General features: G+C 67.9%; 19 protein-coding genes. 16 read left to right on the top strand and 3 right to left on the bottom strand.

What is annotated here, in order from left to right:
• The first annotated feature begins 98 nt into the window (after positions 1 to 98).
• The 4 genes from EL337_RS14640 (at position 99) to EL337_RS14655 (ending at position 4,603) form a co-directional block, all read left to right on the top strand.
• A complete protein-coding gene (locus tag EL337_RS14640; protein ID WP_048631030.1) occupies positions 99 to 788 on the top strand; it encodes a GntR family transcriptional regulator in 690 nt (229 codons plus the stop codon).
• Positions 789 to 865: 77 nt separating this feature from the next.
• The gene (locus EL337_RS14645; RefSeq protein ID WP_048631031.1) at positions 866 to 2,281 is read left to right on the top strand and encodes an allophanate hydrolase; all 1,416 of its coding nucleotides are present in this window, start codon (positions 866 to 868) and stop codon (positions 2,279 to 2,281) included.
• On the top strand, positions 2,278 to 2,970 hold the full coding sequence (locus tag EL337_RS14650) for a cysteine hydrolase family protein (protein WP_048631032.1): 693 nt from the start codon (positions 2,278 to 2,280) through the stop codon (positions 2,968 to 2,970). Before EL337_RS14645 ends, EL337_RS14650 begins: the two co-directional genes overlap by 4 nt.
• Positions 2,971 to 2,989: 19 nt before the next feature.
• On the top strand, positions 2,990 to 4,603 hold the full coding sequence (locus EL337_RS14655; RefSeq protein ID WP_048631033.1) for a SulP family inorganic anion transporter: 1,614 nt from the start codon (positions 2,990 to 2,992) through the stop codon (positions 4,601 to 4,603).
• Positions 4,604 to 4,606: 3 nt separating this feature from the next.
• On the opposite strand, the gene EL337_RS14660 is transcribed toward EL337_RS14655, so the two are convergent.
• Complete coding sequence (locus EL337_RS14660) at positions 4,607 to 4,990, bottom strand: cupin domain-containing protein (protein WP_048631261.1); 384 nt, start codon at positions 4,988 to 4,990, stop codon at positions 4,607 to 4,609.
• 112 nt (positions 4,991 to 5,102) lie between these two features.
• Here EL337_RS14660 and EL337_RS14665 point away from each other — a divergent pair, with 112 nt between their 5' ends.
• From EL337_RS14665 to EL337_RS14685, 5 genes are read left to right on the top strand one after another with little or no spacing between them, the layout of a single operon-like run.
• A complete protein-coding gene (locus EL337_RS14665; protein WP_048631034.1) occupies positions 5,103 to 5,690 on the top strand; it encodes a TetR/AcrR family transcriptional regulator in 588 nt (195 codons plus the stop codon).
• The gene (locus EL337_RS14670; RefSeq protein ID WP_048631035.1) at positions 5,683 to 6,744 is read left to right on the top strand and encodes a membrane protein; all 1,062 of its coding nucleotides are present in this window, start codon (positions 5,683 to 5,685) and stop codon (positions 6,742 to 6,744) included. Before EL337_RS14665 ends, EL337_RS14670 begins: the two co-directional genes overlap by 8 nt.
• The gene (locus EL337_RS14675; protein WP_048631036.1) at positions 6,680 to 8,359 is read left to right on the top strand and encodes a tetratricopeptide repeat protein; all 1,680 of its coding nucleotides are present in this window, start codon (positions 6,680 to 6,682) and stop codon (positions 8,357 to 8,359) included. Before EL337_RS14670 ends, EL337_RS14675 begins: the two co-directional genes overlap by 65 nt.
• A gap of 2 nt (positions 8,360 to 8,361) precedes the next feature.
• Positions 8,362 to 8,841: a nucleoside deaminase gene (locus EL337_RS14680; protein WP_048631262.1), complete on the top strand. Its 480-nt coding sequence runs from the start codon at positions 8,362 to 8,364 to the stop codon at positions 8,839 to 8,841.
• Positions 8,842 to 8,849: 8 nt separating this feature from the next.
• Positions 8,850 to 10,154, top strand: coding sequence for an alpha-amylase family protein (locus tag EL337_RS14685; RefSeq protein WP_048631263.1), 1,305 nt, complete (start codon positions 8,850 to 8,852; stop codon positions 10,152 to 10,154).
• A gap of 4 nt (positions 10,155 to 10,158) precedes the next feature.
• Here the strand turns inward: EL337_RS14685 and EL337_RS14690 are convergent, their stop codons facing one another.
• The gene (locus EL337_RS14690; protein WP_048631037.1) at positions 10,159 to 10,602 is read right to left on the bottom strand and encodes a DUF1810 domain-containing protein; all 444 of its coding nucleotides are present in this window, start codon (positions 10,600 to 10,602) and stop codon (positions 10,159 to 10,161) included.
• Between the two features lie 299 nt (positions 10,603 to 10,901).
• On the opposite strand from EL337_RS14690, the gene EL337_RS14695 reads away from it, so the two are divergent.
• The gene (locus EL337_RS14695; protein ID WP_048631038.1) at positions 10,902 to 11,906 is read left to right on the top strand and encodes an esterase family protein; all 1,005 of its coding nucleotides are present in this window, start codon (positions 10,902 to 10,904) and stop codon (positions 11,904 to 11,906) included.
• A 75-nt stretch (positions 11,907 to 11,981) separates the two neighbouring features.
• On the opposite strand, the gene EL337_RS14700 is transcribed toward EL337_RS14695, so the two are convergent.
• Positions 11,982 to 12,743, bottom strand: a complete 762-nt coding sequence (locus EL337_RS14700) for an SDR family oxidoreductase (RefSeq protein ID WP_048631039.1) — start codon at positions 12,741 to 12,743, stop codon at positions 11,982 to 11,984.
• Between the two features lie 112 nt (positions 12,744 to 12,855).
• Between EL337_RS14700 and lon the strand changes: the two genes are divergently transcribed.
• From lon to EL337_RS14730, 6 genes are all read left to right on the top strand, one after another.
• Entirely contained in the window at positions 12,856 to 15,186 is a 2,331-nt protein-coding gene (gene lon / locus EL337_RS14705; RefSeq protein ID WP_048631040.1) for an endopeptidase La, read from the top strand.
• A 90-nt stretch (positions 15,187 to 15,276) separates the two neighbouring features.
• The gene (locus tag EL337_RS14710) at positions 15,277 to 16,302 is read left to right on the top strand and encodes an LLM class flavin-dependent oxidoreductase (RefSeq protein WP_048631041.1); all 1,026 of its coding nucleotides are present in this window, start codon (positions 15,277 to 15,279) and stop codon (positions 16,300 to 16,302) included.
• 9 nt (positions 16,303 to 16,311) lie between these two features.
• Complete coding sequence (locus EL337_RS14715; RefSeq protein ID WP_048631042.1) at positions 16,312 to 16,650, top strand: TfoX/Sxy family protein; 339 nt, start codon at positions 16,312 to 16,314, stop codon at positions 16,648 to 16,650.
• 35 nt (positions 16,651 to 16,685) lie between these two features.
• Positions 16,686 to 17,318: an endonuclease gene (locus EL337_RS14720; protein WP_048631043.1), complete on the top strand. Its 633-nt coding sequence runs from the start codon at positions 16,686 to 16,688 to the stop codon at positions 17,316 to 17,318.
• A 21-nt stretch (positions 17,319 to 17,339) separates the two neighbouring features.
• Complete coding sequence (locus EL337_RS14725) at positions 17,340 to 17,939, top strand: hypothetical protein (protein WP_048631264.1); 600 nt, start codon at positions 17,340 to 17,342, stop codon at positions 17,937 to 17,939.
• Positions 17,940 to 17,954: 15 nt separating this feature from the next.
• Positions 17,955 to 18,950, top strand: coding sequence for a malate dehydrogenase (locus EL337_RS14730; RefSeq protein WP_048631044.1), 996 nt, complete (start codon positions 17,955 to 17,957; stop codon positions 18,948 to 18,950).
• The last annotated feature ends 1 nt before the right edge of the window (position 18,951 follow it).

An 18,951-nucleotide genomic window follows, 5' to 3' on the forward strand; every position in this document is an offset into this window, starting at 1 on the left:
CTTACGCCTCTGCCGCCAGGATCTGCGTATTGGTGACGTCGACGCGCATCGCCGCGCGTTGGTGCATGTGAGGGTTTTACTTCCTACGATGGGTTCCCATGGCAGCGCCCACGGAAGATCCTTCGCGGCTTGTGCTGCCCGCGACCCTCGTCGAAGTCACCGGCCACCGGCTGCGCGACGCGATCCTCTCCGGCGAGTTGGCACCCGGCGACAAGATCGTCGAGGAGCAGTTGTGCGCCGACTTCGGGATTAGTCGGGCCCCCTTACGGGAAGCCCTCCGGCTGTTGGCCCAGCAGGGGCTGGTCGAGCATCTGCCCCGCCGCGGATCCCGCGTGGCCGACTGGTCCCCCACCGACATCTTGCAGCTGTTCGCGTTGCGCAACGTCCTTGAGCGGCACGCCATCGAGACGGCACTCCCGCTGCCCGATCCCCAACACGATCTGGAGCCGGTGCGAGCGGCGCTGGAGCGCATGGATGTGTCGGCGGACGCACTCGACCGCGATGACGCCCACCGCGCCTTCCACGCCGCCGTGGTGAGCCTGGCCAACAACCGTCAGCTCGATATCGCACTGGAGCCGATCCTGCTGAAGCTCCAGCTCCCCATGGCCAAGAACCTGCGCGAAGAAGCCCGTCAGCACGCCGATTCCGAGAACGGCCACAACGGCTCCGCGCACGACGGCATCGAGCGGCACAAAGCAATCCTGTCCGCACTGGAGACCAACGATCCCGGTGTGGTCGTGGATGCCATTCGCGATCACGGCCACCTCGACTATCTGGGCCTCAGCTGAGGCGTCCGGGCCAGCGCTAACACGATCGACACACAGCCGACCCGAATTCGCCATCATTCTGTCGACAATCGACAGTTATGGTCGACGACTTCCACGGTCCATCCGTCGGGCCCTCTGTGGCAGAGATCCTCGCGTCGCACGCCGGCGGTACGGGCTCCCCGACCAAGACCGCCGCTCGGGTCGCCGACGCGATCGCGGCCAGGGGCGATGACGGCACCTGGCTGTCCACGGTCCCGCGCGACCGGCTGATCGCCGCTGCCGAGGCGATCGAACGTCGCCCCGGCGCCCGCACGCTGCCGCTCTACGGAGTGCCGTTCGGGGTCAAGGACAGTATCGACGTCGCCAACCAGCCGACGACGCTGTCGTGCCCGGATTACTCCTACATCGCGACGGCCACCGCGCCGGCCGTGCAGCGGCTTCTCGACGCCGGCGCTCTCTACGTCGGCAAGACGAACCTCGACCAGTTCGCCACGGGGCTCAACGGCACCCGTACGCCGTACACCATCCCGCGCAGCGTGTACGGCAACGAAATGATCTCCGGCGGTTCCAGTTCCGGCTCTGCGCTGGCCGTGGCACTGGGGCAGGTGCCCTTCGCCGTGGCCACCGACACCGCCGGCTCCGGCCGCGTGCCCGCCGCGCTCAACGGTGTCGTCGGCTACAAACCGTCACGCGGGCTCATCAGCACGGTCGGCCTGGTCCCCGCATGCAAATCGCTCGACTGCCTCAGCGTCATGGCGAGTTGCATCGACGACGTCGACCGAGCGCTGGACGCGATGGTCGGGCGCGACGACGACGACCCCTGGTCGCGGGACCGCGGATCCCGATTCGCCGGCGGCACGATTCGGGTCGGACTCCCGCCCGAATCGGAGCTGGAATTCTTCGGAGACGACGACATGCGACGCGCGCACCTCGCGTTTCGCGAACACCTCGCCAGGACCCACACCATCGTCGAGGTCTCGCTCGAACCGTTCCTGGCCGCAGGCACCCTGCTCTACCAGGGACCCTGGGTTGCCGAACGTCTCGTGGAGTTCGGAGATTTCCTTGCGGCGCAGCCGGAATCGATCCATCCCGTGGTCCGCCAGATCTTCGAGGGCGGGCACAAATACACCGCCGTCGACACCTTCACCGCCTTGCAGAAGCTGCAGGAGCTCAAGGCTGTCGTCGGTCGGCTGTGGCAGCGGATGGATGTCTTCGTGCTACCCACCATCGGAACCACATTCACCGTCGACGAGGTCCTGGCTGCCCCCATCGACTGCAACACCATGCTCGGCCACTACACCCATTTCGGGAATCTCCTCGACCTCCTGGGCGCCGCGATACCGCTGGGCATGACGGCGGACGGACGGCCGTACAGCGCCATGCTGCTCGGCAACGCCCTCAGCGACGACACCGTCCTGCAGCTGGCCGCGCAGATCCTCGACGAGCCCCGCGGTCCTCACCCAGCACCGACATCGCCATCCGTTGTCCCCACCCCAGCCGAGGAGCGCCTGTGACCCACACCGTCGACGTGCCCGCCGAACCGACTTCCTTCCCGATCGTCGCGGGAAAGACCGCACTCATCGTGATCGACATGCAGCGAGACTTCCTGCTGCCCGGCGGCTTCGGCGAGAGCCTGGGCAACGACGTGGGCCAATTGCTGAAAGTGGTTCCGCCGCTTGCCTCTTTGATCGGCGCCGCCCGGGAGGCCGGCCTCATGGTGATCCACACCAGAGAAGGACACCAGCCGGACCTCGCCGACTGCCCGCCGGCCAAACTCAACCGCGGCGCGCCCTCGAAGCGCATCGGCGATCCCGGCAGGTACGGCCGAATCCTGATCCGCGGCGAGTACGGGCACGACATCGTCGACGAACTCGCACCCATCGACGGCGAGGTCGTCATCGACAAGCCCGGCAAGGGCGCGTTCTACGCCACCGAACTGTCCGACATCCTCACCGCGGCGGGAATCACGCAACTGCTGATCACCGGCGTCACCACCGAGGTGTGCGTGCACACCACCACCAGGGAAGCCAACGACCGCGGGTACGAATGCCTTGTCGTATCCGACTGCGTGGGTTCGTATTTCCCGGAGTTCCAGCGCATCGGCCTGGAGATGATCAAGGCACAGGGCGGCATCTTCGGCTGGGTGGCCGACACCGCAGCCGTCATTCCGGCACTCACTCAACTCACCACCATCTCCGTCTAGGGCAGCGAAAGAGGATCCGATGAGCACCGACGTCACCAATTCACCCGCCACGCCGCCCGCCGAACCCGCTGCCGAGAAACCGGTGTCGATACCGTGGTGGACCCGCGGGGACACCAACGCGTTCTTCGGTCTGGGCTTCAACATCCTGGTCAACGTCCTGACCCTGACCGGGCTGATGATCGGCGTCATCGCCGTTCCCGCCGGCGACGTGCTGGGCACCGTACTGCCGGCGCTGGGTGTCGCCCTGATTCTCGGCAACCTCTACTACACGTTCCTGGCCCGCCGACTTGCCCGGCGCGAGAACAGATCCGACGTCACCGCGCTGCCCTACGGCCCCAGTGTCCCGCACCTGTTCATCGTGATCTTCGTGGTGATGCTTCCGGTGTATCTCAACACCGACGACCCCATCCAGGCGTGGCAGGCCGGGTTGGCGTGGGCGTTCCTGATCGGCGTGATCGTCATGATCGGCGCGTTCGTCGGTCCCTACATCCGCAAGCTCACCCCGCGCGCTGCCATGCTCGGCACGCTTGCCGGCATCTCGATCACGTTCATCTCCATGCGCCCGGCGGCCCAGATGTGGGAGGCGGCCTGGATCGGCCTGCCCGTGCTGGCGATCATCCTGATCGGCTTCTTCACCAACGTGAAGATCCCCGGCGGCATCCCGATCGGGTTGGTGGCCCTGCTGATCGGCACCGCGATCGGCTGGGCGGGCGGGTACATGTCCGCTCCCGACGTCGGCCAGGCGGTCAGCGACATCGCGATCGGTATCCCGGATCTGCGGCTCGACATGCTGTTGAACGGACTTTCCGACCTGGCACCGCTGCTGGGTACGGCGATCCCGCTCGGCGTGTACAACTTCACCGAGGCGATGAGCAACGTCGAGAGCGCCGCGGCCGCCGGTGACAACTTCAATCTCCGCAGCGTGCTGCTCGCCGACGGCGCCGGCGCCGTGATCGGTTCCGCGTTCGGCTCACCGTTCCCGCCCGCGGTGTACATCGGCCACCCGGGCTGGAAAGACGCAGGCGGCCGTGCCGGGTACTCGCTGGCCAGCGGTGTCGTCATCGGAATCCTGTGCTTCCTCGGGCTTTTCGGAGTCCTCGACTCGCTGCTGCCGGTTCCCGCGATCGTGCCGATCCTGCTCTACATCGGCCTGCTCATCGGCGCACAGGCCTTCCAGGCCGTACCGCGACTACATGCCGTGGCGGTGGTCGCGGCGATCCTGCCGAACCTCGCACAGTGGGCGCACGGACTGATCGACAATGCCCTCAACGCCGCGGGGACGTCGGCGGCCGAGGTGACGACGGAGGCCCTCAACAGTGCCGGCGTCGTCTACGAGGGACTGAAGACGCTCGGTGAGGGGGCAGTGCTCGTCGGGCTGATTCTCGGCACGATGGTGACGTTCATCCTGGACAAGAAGTTCCTCTACGCCGCGATCGCGTCTGCGGTCGGGGCGGTGCTGTCGTTCATCGGCCTCATCCATGCGCCCCAGGTGGCGTGGGCGGCCAGCCCGCAGGTCGCGCTGGGATACGTGTTCTTCGGAATCGTCTGTGTCGCATTCTGGTTCCTGCCCGGCGCCAAGGACCCCGTGAATGTGAATGATCCGGACGAAGCGGACGTGGTGGCCGGGCATTAGTGCTCAGTCGGCGACGAACGGCACCTCGACACCGTCGGCGAGCACGACGTACATGCGCCGCCAGGGATCTGTGCCGACGAGGCGCCACTGGTGACCGGTGCCGGTGGTGTCCTCGGCCAGGAGGACGTCACCCGGATGCAGGGTGAACTCTTCGCCGTCGCGGGTCGTGAACACGAGCGTGCCTGCGAGCGTGACGACGAGCTGACGCACCGGTGCGGTGTGCCAGTCCAGGGTGCCGCCCGTCGCGGTCTCTTCGACCGTGACGTGCGTGGCGCCCATGGCCGTCGACACCAGGTCGGCGTTACGGCCTTCCGTCATTTCGAGCCGGCCGGTCTGGACATGGGATTCGTCGTCGGTGCCGGTCCACAATCTGACACAACGGATCATGAGCGTCACCGTAGTCGGCCGACGGGACGCCGGTCACACCGTGCAATCGAGGTGTCTTAGATTACCTAAGCTTTCGTGGACAACTGTAAATGAAGTCTTCTAGCCTGTAGCCATGTCCGACCGCGGCCGCAGCGCCGACCCCCGCGCCGAGCGGGTGCGTACCCGCCTCCGCGAGGCTGCCTTCGCCCTGGCACACGAGCATGCCGTCGACGAAATCACCGTCGGCGACCTCGTCACCCGGGCCGAGGTCAGCAGGCAGGTGTTCTACCGGCACTTCCGCGACCGCGACGACGCTGTCACCGCAGCCTTCAGCGACGCGTTCGACCGAGCGGTCGCCGGCGCTGACGGTGCCGACGCCCGCACCCGCGTCCTGGAACTGTTCGCCTTCGCTGACCGGCATCCGTCGATGTGTCGCAACATCGTCCCGAGCACCGTCAACCACCACGTGCTGACGATGTATCGCGACGCGCTGATGGCCCCGTGCCGGCAGATCGCCGCCGAGGGCATGGCGGTGCTCGACAGCATCGCCCCCCTACCTGCAGACGCCGTCAGCAGATTCCTGGTGGGCGGATTCATGGAGGTCCTGCGCTCCTGGATGGAGGACCCGCACGCCTCCGACCTGCATTCCCGTGTGCGAGCGGCGCTCCACACCGTCGACGTGCTCCTCGGCATCACCCAGAAAGGATCCACTCGTGGGTAGACACCACACCCCTGACCTCGCCGGCATCCGCAATCGCTCCGCGATCCGCACGACGGTGCTCGCCCTGGCCGGGCTGACCGTGTTCGTGATCGCGATGGTGGCCAGCTACTCGGGCGCGTTCGCCAAACCGGCACTGCACCACATGACCGTCGCGGTGGCGGCTCCGCAGCAGATCGTCGACGGCCTCCGGGACCAGAATGCGTTGTCCGTCAACGCCGTCGGTGATGCGGCGGCGGCCAGGGCGCAGGTCTATGAACGCACGGCCGACACCGCCTTCGCCGTCACGCCCGATCGCCAGATGACCATCTACGTGGCCGGCGGCGGTGGCCACAGTGTCGCGGCGGCCGCCGAGGTGGTCGGCCGGGCGACGGCCGAGCGGGCCGGCCTGACGCCGACCGTCGAGGACGTCGCACCGACGTCGGCCGGTGACCCGTCGGGCACCGTCGAGTTCTACGCCGTCATCTTCATCTCCATCGGCGCGTCACTGGGTGCGGCCCTGCTCGGCCGCCTGATGGGGACGGTGCGCACCCCGTCCACGCTGGCCCTGCGCACCGTGTCGCTGGCCGTTTTCTCCGCGGTGCTCGCCGGCGTCGTCACCGTCTACGTCGGGCCGGTGCTCGACGCGCTCACCGGCCACCCCCTGCAGGTGTTCGCCGTGCTGTGGCTCTACGCGATGGCCGTCGGAGGAGCCGTCACCGGGGTCGCCGCCGCGTTCGGCACCCTGGCCTCGGTGCTGCTCGGCCTGTTCCTCGTCGTGGTCGGCAATGCGGCGGCCGCAGGTCCGGTCGGCAGGCCGCTGCTGTCGGGCTTCTACTCGACGTTCAGCACGATCGTGCCGCAGGGATCCGGGGTGTCGCTGCTGCGCAGCATCTCCTACTTCGATGGCCACGGCGCCGTCACGCCGTTGGTCACGCTGGCCATCTGGGCCGCGGCAGGGTGTTGTCTGGCAGTCCTCGCCACCGCTGCCCGGGTGAATTATCGTGCCCTCTATGAACGCCGCGCCGGGGGGTACCGAGCCTTACTACGACCTCGGCTCCTACCATCGGCCGACTGACACTCCCTCTGCCGAGGCGCAGGTGTGGTTCGACCGGGGCATGGTGTGGTCCTACGCCTTCAACCATGAAGAGGCGATCCACTGTTTCGACCGCGCACTGGAACTCGACGCCGATTTCGCGCTGGCGCGGTGGGGCGTGGCCTATGCGATCGGACCGAACTACAACAAGGGCTGGGAGGCGTTCGACCCTGTCGACCTCGCCGCGTCGCTGGCCCGGGCGCGCAAAGAACTCGGGCTGGCAGCCACCGGACGGGCCTCCGCCGTCGAGCGCGGGTTGATCGCGGCGCTCACCGAGCGCTTCCCCACTGACGACGCCGACGACGCCGACGCCCTGCAGGCCGGCCACTCGGCCTATGCCGACGCGATGTATGCACTGGCGCAGGACTATCCCGATGACGTGGACGTGGCGGCCTTGGCCGCCGACGCGCTGGTGAATGTCACCGCATGGGCGTTGTGGGACAGTCGAACCGGAGAACCCGCGCCGGGCTCACGGGTGGTCGAGGCCAAGCGGATCATGGACGACGCGCTGGCCACCGCCGCTGGACGGACACACCCCGGAGTTCTGCACATCTACCTGCACACCATGGAGATGTCGACGACACCCCAGGAGGCGCTCCCCGCTGCGGACCTCCTGCGTGGACTGGTGCCCGACGCCGGGCACCTCCAGCACATGCCCAGCCACATCGACGTACTGTGCGGCAACTACCACGACTCGGTGGTGGCCAATCTTGCGGCGGTCGACGTGGATCGGCGCTTCGTCGAGCACCAGGGCGCGCTGAACTTCTATTCGCTCTACCGCGCGCACAATCTGCATTTCGTCGTGTATTCGGCCATGTTCGAGGCCAATTCGGCAGTCGCGCTGCAGGCGGCCGACGATCTCGCGGACCAACTCACCCCGGAGTTGCTGGCCATCGAGTCACCGCCGATGGCCGATTGGCTGGAGGCGTTCGTGCCGCTGCGGGTCCACGTGCTGATCCGCTTCGGCCGCTGGGCCGAACTGATCGACACCACGTTGCCCGACGATCCTGAGCTGTACTGCACGACCACCGCGACCATCCACTACGGGCGTGGGGTGGCCCACGCGGCAAGCGGTCATCTCGATCGGGCCGAGGCGGAGCGCGAGCTCTTCACGGCGGCGTACGCGCGGATCCCCGACAGCCGGTATCTGTTCAACAACACCAGCCGCGACATCCTGGCCGTCGGCGCCGAGATGCTGGACGGCGAAATCGATTACCGCGCTGGTCGATTCGACGATGCGTTCATGCACCTGCGGCGCGCTGTCGAACTCGACGACAACCTGCCCTACGACGAACCGTGGGGGTGGATGCAGCCGACCCGGCATGCGCTCGGCGCGCTGCTGCTCGAACAGGGTCACGTCGACGAGGCCGCCCGGGTGTACGCCGCCGATCTCGGGTTGGACCCGACCCTGAGCCGGCCCTGCCAGCATCCCGGCAACGTGTGGAGTCTGCACGGGTATCACGAGTGCCTGACCAGGTTGGGGCGCGACGCCGAGGCGGTGATCATCGGCAGGCAGCTCGAACTCGCCTCGGCGCGAGCCGATGTACCCATCGTGGCGTCGTGCGCGTGCCGGCTGCAGAACCAGTGCTGCGGGTGACCGTGACGCTCACCGATGACGACCTCAGGTTCCTGCGTCGATGCGTCGACCTCGCCCGCGCCGCGCTGCAGGGCGGTGACGAGCCGTTCGGCTCGCTGTTGGTCGACCACGACGGCGCCGTACGCTTCGAGGACCACAACCGGGTCAAAGACGGTGACGCCACCCGCCACCCCGAGTTCGCCATCGCGCGCTGGGCCGTCGAGAACATGACACCCGCGGAGCGGGCCCGCTGCACCGTCTACACCTCCGGCGAGCACTGCCCGATGTGTGCCGCCGCGCACGCCTGGGTAGGCCTGGGACGTGTCGTCTACGCCGCGTCGTCAGCCCAGCTCACGCAGTGGCTGGCGGAGTGGAACGCCCCGCCTCCTCCGGTTGCCGGCCTGCCCATCCCGACCGTCGCCCCCGGCGTCACCGTCGCCGGACCCGCAGCCGGCCTGACAGAAGAGATGAAAACCTTGTACGCACAGGCGTTTCGACCGTGACCGAGCAGGTGGCGGAACCAGACTGGGTCGAGCATGTCATCTGGTGGCAGATCTACCCGCTGGGCTTCGTCGGAGCCCACCCCGCAGATCCCGCACCGGGCGCAGACGAGCACCGCTTCCGCCGGGTCGCCGACTGGCTGGATTACGCCGTCGAACTCGGCGCGTCAGGGTTGGCGCTCGGGCCGGTGTTCGAGTCGCGAACCCACGGTTACGACACCACCGATCATTACCGCATCGACCCCAGGCTCGGCGACGACGGCGACTTCGACCATGTGGTGGCAGCGGCTCACGACCGAGGGCTGCGGGTTCTGCTCGACGGGGTGTTCAACCACGTCGGGACGGACTTTCCGCGGTACCGCGACGCGGTGGCCGGCGGCGACAGGTCGTGGTTCCGTGGGCGCGGCGACGAGTTCGCCACCTTCGAGGGCCACGACGGCCTGATCGCGCTCAACCATCGCAACGACGAGGTCATCGACTACACCGTCGACGTGATGAGCCACTGGCTCGCCCGGGGCGCCGACGGGTGGCGACTGGATGCCGCCTATGCCGTCCCCGACAGGTTCTGGGCGCAGGTCCTGCCCCGGGTGCGGGCGAACCACCCGGATGCGTGGTTCGTGGGCGAGGTCATCCACGGGGACTACCAGGCGAGGGTTAAGGACTCCGGGTTCGATTCGATCACCCAGTACGAGCTGTGGAAGGCCATCTGGAGCAGCCTCAACGACGGTAACTTCCACGAACTCGACTGGGCGCTGACGCGGCACAACGAATTCCTCGACACCTTCGTGCCACTGACCTTCATCGGCAACCACGACGTCACCCGCATCGCCAGCCAGCTGAGCGACGCCGAGCATGTCGACCACGCTCTGGTACTGCTGCTCACCACCGGAGGGACGCCGAGCATCTACGCGGGCGACGAGGTCGCCTACCGCGGCGTGAAAGAAGAGCGGTTCGGCGGTGACGACGCGGTGCGGCCCGAATTCCAGTCACCGTTCGAGGGAGTGGGCGAGCACGGACATCAGGTGTTCCGGACCCACCAGCACCTGATCGGGGTGCGGCGCAGGCATCCGTGGCTGCACACCGCGAGGACGACACCGCTGTCGGTGACCAACCGCGGATACGTTTACACCACACGCAACGGCGACGACGCTCTCGTCGTCGCCCTCAACATCGACGACGAGCCGATGCCGCTGTCGCTGACCGGCCTCGGGGTGGAACGCGCGGTCGTCGTCGCCGGTTCCGGAGCGCCCCCCGCCGACGAGGTGTCCGACACCGTCGTGCCGGCGAACGGCTGGCTGATCCTGGCGCCGCGCTGAGCGGTCAGTCCAGCAGGTCCAGCGTGGCGGGATCCTCGCCGTCGTAGAAGGCCGCCAGCACCTCACCGAACACCGTCTCCTGCCCGGCCCTGGCGAACAACGTCATCGACGACCGCACCTTCAGATCGTCGGGATAGCCGAGTATGTCGGTGGCGGAGCGATCCGCATGCGTGGCGAGGACGCCTGCGCACTCCACCAGGCGTGGCCCCAGCACGGGATGCCGCAGGTACGCCCGAGCCTCGTCGAGCGAGGAGATGCCGTACCGCTGCGCGGTCGCGCTGCGGCCCAGCCCGCGCAGCTGCGGAAAGATGAACCAGATCCAGTGAGTTCGCTTGGCGCCCGCGCGCAGCTCCGCAAGCGCCGTCGCATAGACCCCCTCCTGTGCCGCGACAAAGCGTGCGAGGTCGAAGGGATCGTCATCGGCGGAAGCAGATCTGTCGGAGGTCATCTCGACCTCGAGCTTCCCAGGCCGGTACCGTGACGTCCAGACCGGGATGGTTCATGAATCCAAAGTCATTGCTGTTCAGGGTTTTTGAATAGCCAGGTGGTCAGCATGCCCGCCCCGGCAGGCGACCGCGAGTCCTTCCCGAGGCGTAATCGTTAGCCAAACGCGACGTCGTTGCACCGTGTCGGGCGGCGGGTCGCGTGGCCACAACGTGTTGCATGACATGTGCACAGCGACGGCAGATATTGCGAGAGCACTGCGGAACTTTGAAAGTGAATGAGAAAGGTGGGTTGGTTGCCGTTATGAAGTGGATAGAGAAAGTCCGGGGTACCCGAAAGGTCCTGCTGCGCCGGGTGGCAACTGCCGCTATGGCCGCAGCGGTGCTGCCCGGGCTGATCGGCTTCGCCGGGGGTTCGGCAACGGCGGGAGCGTTCTCCCGGCCGGGTTTGCCCGTTGAGTATCTGGACGTGTTCTCGCCGTCCATGAACCGTGACATCCGGGTGCAGTTCCAGGGCGGCGGCCCCAAGGCCGTGTACCTGCTGGACGGTCTGCGCGCCCAGGACGATTACAACGGCTGGGACATCAACACCCCGGCGTTCGAGTGGTACTACCAGTCCGGCCTGTCGACGGTCATGCCCGTCGGTGGACAGTCCAGCTTCTACAGCGACTGGTACCAGCCGTCTCGCGGCAACGGTCAGAACTACACCTACAAGTGGGAAACGTTCCTGACCCAGGAGCTGCCGGCGTGGCTGGAGGCCAACCGCGGCGTGTCCCGCACCGGTAACGCCGTCGTCGGTCTGTCGATGGCAGGCGGCGCGGCGCTGACCTACGCGATCTACCATCCGCAGCAGTTCATCTATGCCGCTTCGCTTTCGGGCTTCCTGAACCCCTCCGAGGGATGGTGGCCGATGCTGATCGGCCTCGCGATGAGCGACGCCGGTGGCTTCAACGCCGAGAGCATGTGGGGCCCGTCGTCGGACCCGGCGTGGAAGCGTAACGACCCGATGGTCAACGTCAATCAGTTGGTGGCCAACAACACCCGGGTCTGGATCTACTGCGGCACCGGCACCCCGTCGGATCTGGACACCGGAACCCCGGGTCAGAACCTGATGGCGGCGCAGTTCCTCGAAGGATTCACGCTGCGCACCAACATCAGCTTCCGCGACAGCTACATCGCTGCGGGCGGTATCAACGGCGTCTTCAACTTCCCCGCCGCCGGTACCCACAGCTGGGGCTACTGGGGTCAGCAGCTTCAGCAGATGAAGCCGGACATCCAGCGTGTCCTGGGGGCTCAGGCCACCGCCTGACGCACCACCCACACCACAGAGAGCCTGCCGCTTCCCCCGAGCGGCAGGCTCTCTGCTGTGTCGTGGACTCGGCCGTCAGCCCTGAACAGTCGGGCGGATGGTCATGTCGCCGATCTCGACGTCGTGTGGCTGCTCGATCGCGAACACGATCGCACGGGCCACCGCCTCGGGGGCGAGACCGAAAGTGTCCATGCTGGAGCGGATCTGCGCACGCAGCTCGGGGTTCGAGATGGAACCGTCGAGCTCGGTGTTGACGAAGCCGGGCGAGATCGATGTGGTGCGTATGACGCCGTCGGTCGATTCCTGCCGCAACGCTTCCATGACGGTGCGAACGGCGTTCTTGGTCGCCGCGTACACGCCCATGTCCGGCACGATCTTGAGCCCGGCGGTGGACACCGTCGTCACGAAGTGCCCGCGTTCCTGACGCCGGAACACCGGTGTGGCCGCGGCGATGCCGTGCAGCACGCCGCGAAGGTTGACGTCGACCATCGACGACCAGCCCGCGAGGTCGCCGTCGACCAGGGGCCCGATTTCGCTCACCCCAGCATTGGAGACCAGCACGTCGAGGCGCCCGAACTCGCCGACGGCCGTGTCGACCAACCTCACGAGATCCTCGGCCCGTGTCACGTCCGTGGTCACCGTCGCCACCTGCGCGCCGCCGGCCCGGATGTCGTCGGCAAGCGCCTCGAGGCGATCGGTACGGCGAGCCCCGAGCACCACCCGCGCGCCCCGCGCGGCCAGCAACCGCGCCGTGGCCTCCCCGATGCCGCTGCTGGCGCCGGTGATCGCAACCACTCGGCCTCGGACAGGATCGTCGAACTGCGCTGATGCACCCATGAGGGCTACGACCGATCCGACGCGGTCACTATTCCGCCCGCGGCGAAATCTCAGCGGGAACAAAGGCGGCCGCGACAGGGTTGAGCGCATCAGGTTCAACTTTGGAGGATAAATGGCTGAAGCCACATCAGTGCCGGTCTTGTTTGTCAGTGAACCGATCGTGCTGCCCGGAATGGTGGTGCCGATCGAACTCGACGACGCCGCCCGCGCGGCCGTGGATGCCGCGCAGGCCAGCGAGACGGGCAAGCTGCTCATCGCGCCCCGGCTCGACGACCGCTACCCCACCTACGGCGTGCTCGCCTCGATCGTGCAGGTCGGTCGCGTGCCCGGTGGCGGTGCCGCCGCGGTGATTCGCGGCGAGAAGCGTGCGCACATCGGTTCCGGAACGACGGGCCCGGGTGCGGCGCTGTGGGTGCTGATCGATGAAGTGGTCGAGGCGGACGCCACCGACGAGGTCAGGGCGCTGGCCGCGGAGTACAAGAAGCTCCTGCTGGCGATGCTGCAACGTCGCGAGGCGTGGCAGATCGTCGACGTGGTCAACAAGATCACCGATCCGTCCGCGCTGGCCGACACCGCCGGCTACGCCGCCTACCTGAGCGACGTGCACAAGCGTGAACTGCTGGAGACCGAGGACGTGGCCGAGCGGCTGCGTTCATTGATCAGCTGGACCGGTGAACACCTGGCCGAGACCGAGGTGAACGACAAGATCGCCGAGGACGTCCGCGCCGGCATGGACAAGCAGCAGAAGGAATTCCTGCTGCGCCAGCAGCTGGCCGCCATCCGCAAGGAACTCGGCGAGGGTGAGCCCGAAGGCTCCGACGACTACCGTGCCCGTGTCGAGGCGGCCGATCTGCCCGAGAAAGTGCGCGAGGCGGCGCTGCGTGAGGTGGGCAAGCTGGAACGCTCCAGCGACCAGAGTCCCGAGGGCGGCTGGATCCGCACCTGGCTGGACACCGTGCTGGACCTGCCGTGGAACGTCACGACCGAGGATTCGACGGACCTGAAGTCCGCTCGGGAGATCCTCGACGCCGACCACCACGGTCTGGACGACGTGAAGGACCGGATCGTCGAGTATCTGGCGGTTCGGGCCCGTCGCGCCCAGCGCGGCATGGCCGTTGTCGGTGGGCGAGGGTCCGGCGCCGTGATGGTGTTGGCGGGCCCTCCCGGTGTGGGCAAGACGTCGCTGGGCGAATCGGTGGCACGGGCGTTGGGCCGCAAGTTCGTTCGCGTCGCCCTCGGCGGCGTGCGCGACGAGGCCGAGATCCGCGGCCACCGGCGCACCTACGTCGGCGCCCTGCCGGGTCGGCTGGTCCGGGCGATCGGCGAGGCGGGGTCGATGAACCCTGTCGTGCTGCTCGACGAGATCGACAAGGTGGGTTCGGATTACCGCGGCGACCCGAGTGCGGCGCTGCTGGAGGTGCTGGACCCGGCGCAGAACCACACGTTCCGCGACCACTACCTGGACCTCGATCTCGACCTGTCCGACGTGGTGTTCCTGGCGACGGCCAACGTCATCGAGAACATCCCGCAGGCGCTGCTGGACCGCATGGAGCTGGTGCAGATCGACGGGTACACCGAGGACGACAAGGTGGCCATCGCGCGGGATTACCTGTTGCCCCGCCAAGCCGAGCGTGCTGCGCTCACCGCCGAGGAAGTGACGGTGACCGACGCTGCGCTGCACAAGATTGCGGCCGACTACACCCGTGAGCCGGGTGTGCGGCAGTTCGAACGGTTGCTGGCGAAGGCCCTGCGCAAAGCCACGACGAAGCTGGCTGCCAGGGACGAGTCCGAGGAGCCGCTGACCATCGACGAGCCCGATCTTGTTGCGTACCTTGGTCGTCCGCGATTCACGCCCGAGTCCGACGAACGCACCGCGGTGCCGGGTGTGGCGACCGGACTGGCCGTCACAGGTCTGGGCGGCGACGTGCTCTTCATCGAGGCGAACTCGAACTCCGGCGAGGCTGGGCTGCAGCTGACCGGTCAGCTGGGTGACGTGATGAAGGAGTCGGCGCAGATCGCGCTGTCCTACGTCCGTGCGCACGCCGAGCAGTTGGGCGTCGACCCGAAGGAGCTGGATCGGCAGATCCACGTGCACTTCCCGGCAGGCGCGGTGCCCAAGGACGGTCCGTCCGCGGGTGTCACGATGGTGACGGCGCTGGTGTCCATGGCCACCGGCCGGAAGGTGCGCAGCGACGTCGGCATGACCGGCGAGGTCACGCTGAACGGGCGGGTGCTGCCCATCGGCGGCGTCAAGCAGAAGCTGCTGGCGGCGCAACGGGCCGGGCTGAAGACCGTCTTCATCCCGCAGCGCAACGAGCCCGATCTGGACGACGTGCCTGCCGAGGTGCTGGAGGCGGTGGAGGTCCGGCCGATGACCGACGTGGCCGACATCGTCGCGCTGGCTCTGGAGCCGGTCGCCGAGACAGCCACAGTCGCGGCCTGACAAGCGAATAGCGCGAGTAGACGCAAACTCGCACGGTCCCGAGGGATTTCGTGCGAGTTTGTGTCTGTTCGCCGAGGAGAAGGGAGCGCCATGCCCAGACGCGGAGAACCGCTGCGCAAGCTCGGGTTCCTGACGATCGGCCGCTTCGACGCCGCCGACCCGGGCCCCGGCATCGAGGAGACCCTGCAGACCATCCAGCGGGCCGAAGAACTCGGCTACGACAGCGTCTGGCTGCGTGATCGTCATCTGCAGCCCGGGATTTCCTCGCCCGTCGCCATCATGGCCGCAGCCAGCCAGCGGACCAGCCGCATCGAGCTGGGCACTGCCGTGATCCCGCTGGGCCTGGAGAACCCGTTCCGCCTGGCCGAGGACCTCGCCACCGTCGACATCATGTCCGGTGGGCGCATCAACCCCGGCGTCTCGGTCGGCACACCGATGATGTACGAGCACTACAAGACCGCGTTGTACCCGGAATCTCATGAGCTTCAGGACTTCTCGAAAGAGCGGGTGCTGCGGCTGCTGCGGCACCTGCGCGGCGAGCCGGTCAGCGACTTCGCGGGCACGGTCGGCATCGAACAGTTCACCGATCACATCCAGCCACACTCCCCCGGCCTGGCCGACCGCATCTGGTACGGCGGCGGCCTCGACTCGGCGATCTGGGCCGGCCAGCAGGGCATCAACTACCTGACCAGTTCCGTGGTGACAACAGAAGGTTCCGAGTCGCGCGACTTCGCCACCATCCAGGGCGAGCAGATCGACGCCTTCCGCGCCCACCACCCCCGGCCCGAGCAGGCGCGGGTGTCCCAGGGGCTCGTCGTCATCCCCACCGACTCGGCCACCGACGACCAGGTCCGCCGTTACCGCGACTACGCCGCGAGCCGCATCGAGCGGACCAAGACCCCGCAGGGCCCGCGAGGCATGCTCTTCTCACCCGACTATGTCGGTACCTCGGACGAACTCGCCGATCAGCTGTTCGCCCACGCCGGATTCCAGCGCGCCGACGAGGTGGCGTTCGCGCTGCCGTTCACCTTCGGCGCCGACGACTACGCACAGATCATCACCGACATCGCCGAGAAGCTGGGGCCGACGCTGGGCTGGTCGCCCGCGGGGCGCTAGCGTCACGTCATGGCGTACGACACCGAACTCGCCGACCGGATCAGGGAACTGCTGTCCACCGAGCGGGGTGTCGAGGAGAAGACGATGTTCGGCGGGCTGGCGTTCCTTATCAACGGCAACATGTCGGTCGCCGTCAGCTCGAAGGGTGGCCTCATGGTCCGGGTGCCGCCCGAGGACACCGCCCGCCTGCTCGACCGCGACCACGTGGAGCCCATGATCATGTCCGGGCGCGAGACCCGCGGCTGGCTCCGGGTGCAGGCCGAGGGCCTCAGGACCAGGCGACAGCTCTCACCGTGGGTCACCCGCGGCGTCGAGTACGCCAAGAGCCTGCCCGCCAAACAGCGATAGCGATTGGTGCCGCGGACGCAGGGTAGCCCGCTGAGATGACCACCGACGCGACGCTCCGGCGCCTGCTGGACACCGCCGGTACGACCTACGCGGAAGAGGCCGGCATCCGGCTCGACGACACGCCGATGCCGTTGTTCGAGCTGCTGACGCTGTGCATGCTGGCCAGCAAGCCGATCGGTGCCGCGATCGCCATGCGCGCCGCACGCGAGTTGTTCGCCGAGAAGCTGCGCACCCCCGCCACCGTGCTCGCGGCGGACCGCCCGACGATGATCGCGGCCTTCGGGCGAGCCGGGTACGCGCGCTACGACGAGAGTTCGGCGACTCGTCTGGTCGCCATCGCGACCGCGGTGCGCGACGAGTACCACGGGGACCTCCGGGGCCTGGCCGAGCGCGCCGGTCACGACGTCCCCCGGGCCGGGAAGCTCCTGAAGCAGTTCGCAGGCATCGGCGACACCGGCGTCGACATCTTCCTGCGCGAAGTCCAGGATGTCTGGACATGGGTGCGCCCGCACTTCGACGCGCGGGCCACCCGCGCCGCCGCGCAGCTCGGTCTGCCCGCCGATGCCGACGAGCTGGCCGAGTTGGGCGGCACGAACTGTGCGCGGCTGGCGGCGGCGCTGGTGCGAGTGTCGCTCGACACGGGGCTCCGGGCCGAGGTCACGCAGTGACCGGATGGTGCAATGGGGCTCATGCGAACCGTCCACCGCGTCGGCATCCCGGCGCTGGCGCTGCTGTGCCTGGCCTGCTCGGGTCCCGTGGTCGTCAACACCGACGACAGCAGCGCGCAGCAGGCACCCCCGCCGGCACCATCGGTGACCACCACCCGGCCCAGTAACGCGCACCTGGCCAATGCGTTCGACTTCGCGGCGGCCGTCGACGGGCAGACCGGGTACTACTTCACCTCGCCGAGCGGGCGGTGGGAGTGTGCGATTGTGCCGCGCGTGAGCGCGGGCTGCCAGAACGCCCAATCCAGCACCCGCATCGGGATCACCGGCGCGCCCGACGAGGTGCCGGGTCCCGACGGCGAACCGACCGCACCGAACGCCGTCGTCGTGGACCGCAACGCCGATCCACAGTTCGCCGCGCTTCCTGCGCCGGGCGTCGCACTGGAGCCGGGACCCGCGACCGTGCTGCCGTTCAACCGGGTCCTCGCTGCCGCCGGATTTCGATGCAATGTCCAAGAGGCCACCGGCATCTCGTGCCAATCCGAATTCAGCGGCAAAGGCTTCACCTTCTCCGCGGAGGGGTTCGTCCCCGGGTACACCGACGTGCCGGCCGACGCACCCTGACTAGGGTTACCTCTCATGTCGACCTCCCCGTCTCCGGTCACCGTCGCCGTCACGGGCGCGGCAGGTCAGATCGGCTATGCCGCGCTGTTTCGCATCGCGGCAGGCGCGATGCTCGGCCACGACACGCTCGTACACCTGCGGCTACTCGAGTTGCCTGATGCCGTGCGCGCGGCCGAGGGCGTCGTGATGGAACTCGACGACGGCGCGTTCCCGCTGTTGGCGAGCACCGAGATCTTCGACGACCCGGCCAAGGGCTTCGACGGCGTCGATATCGCGCTGCTGATCGGTGCCAAGCCGCGCTCCAAGGGGATGGAACGAGCCGACCTTCTCAGCGCGAATGCCCAGATCTTCGCGACGGCGGGCAGGGCCCTCAACGCCGGTGCGTCCGCTGACTTACGGGTGCTGGTCGTCGGAAACCCTGCCAACACCAACGCGCTGGTCGCCTCCGCGCACGCCCCGGACATCCCCGCAGAGCGGTTCACCGCGCTCACCCGCCTCGACCACAACCGCGCCGTCGCGGCGATGGCCCGGCACTCGGGGGTTCCCGTCACCGAAATCAGCAGGATGACGATCTGGGGCAATCACTCGCCGACCCAGTACCCCGACATCTTCCACTGCATCGTCGGCGGACGGGCCGGCGCCGACTACGCCGCCGACACCCGTTGGCTCACCGATGATTTCATCCCGACCGTGGCACGGCGTGGTACCGCGATTATCGAGGCCAGAGGCGCGAGCTCGGCTGCCTCCGCCGCCAACGGGGCGATCGACCACGTCGACGACTGGGTGCACGGGACGCCCGAGGGCGACTGGACGTCGGTGGCATTGCCCTCCCCCGGTGTCTATGGCGTGGACGACGGGCTGGTCTGCTCGTTCCCGTGCCGTTCGGTCGACGGCCGCTGGGAGATCGTCGAAGGCCTTGACATCAACCCGTTCTCGCGAGCGCGGATCGACGCGTCGGTTGCCGAGTTGCGCGCCGAGCGCGACGCGGTGGCCGCGCTCGGGCTGCTGTAAC

Source organism: Mycolicibacterium aurum (genome assembly GCF_900637195.1).
Classification (GTDB): Bacteria; Actinomycetota; Actinomycetes; order Mycobacteriales; family Mycobacteriaceae; genus Mycobacterium; species Mycobacterium aurum.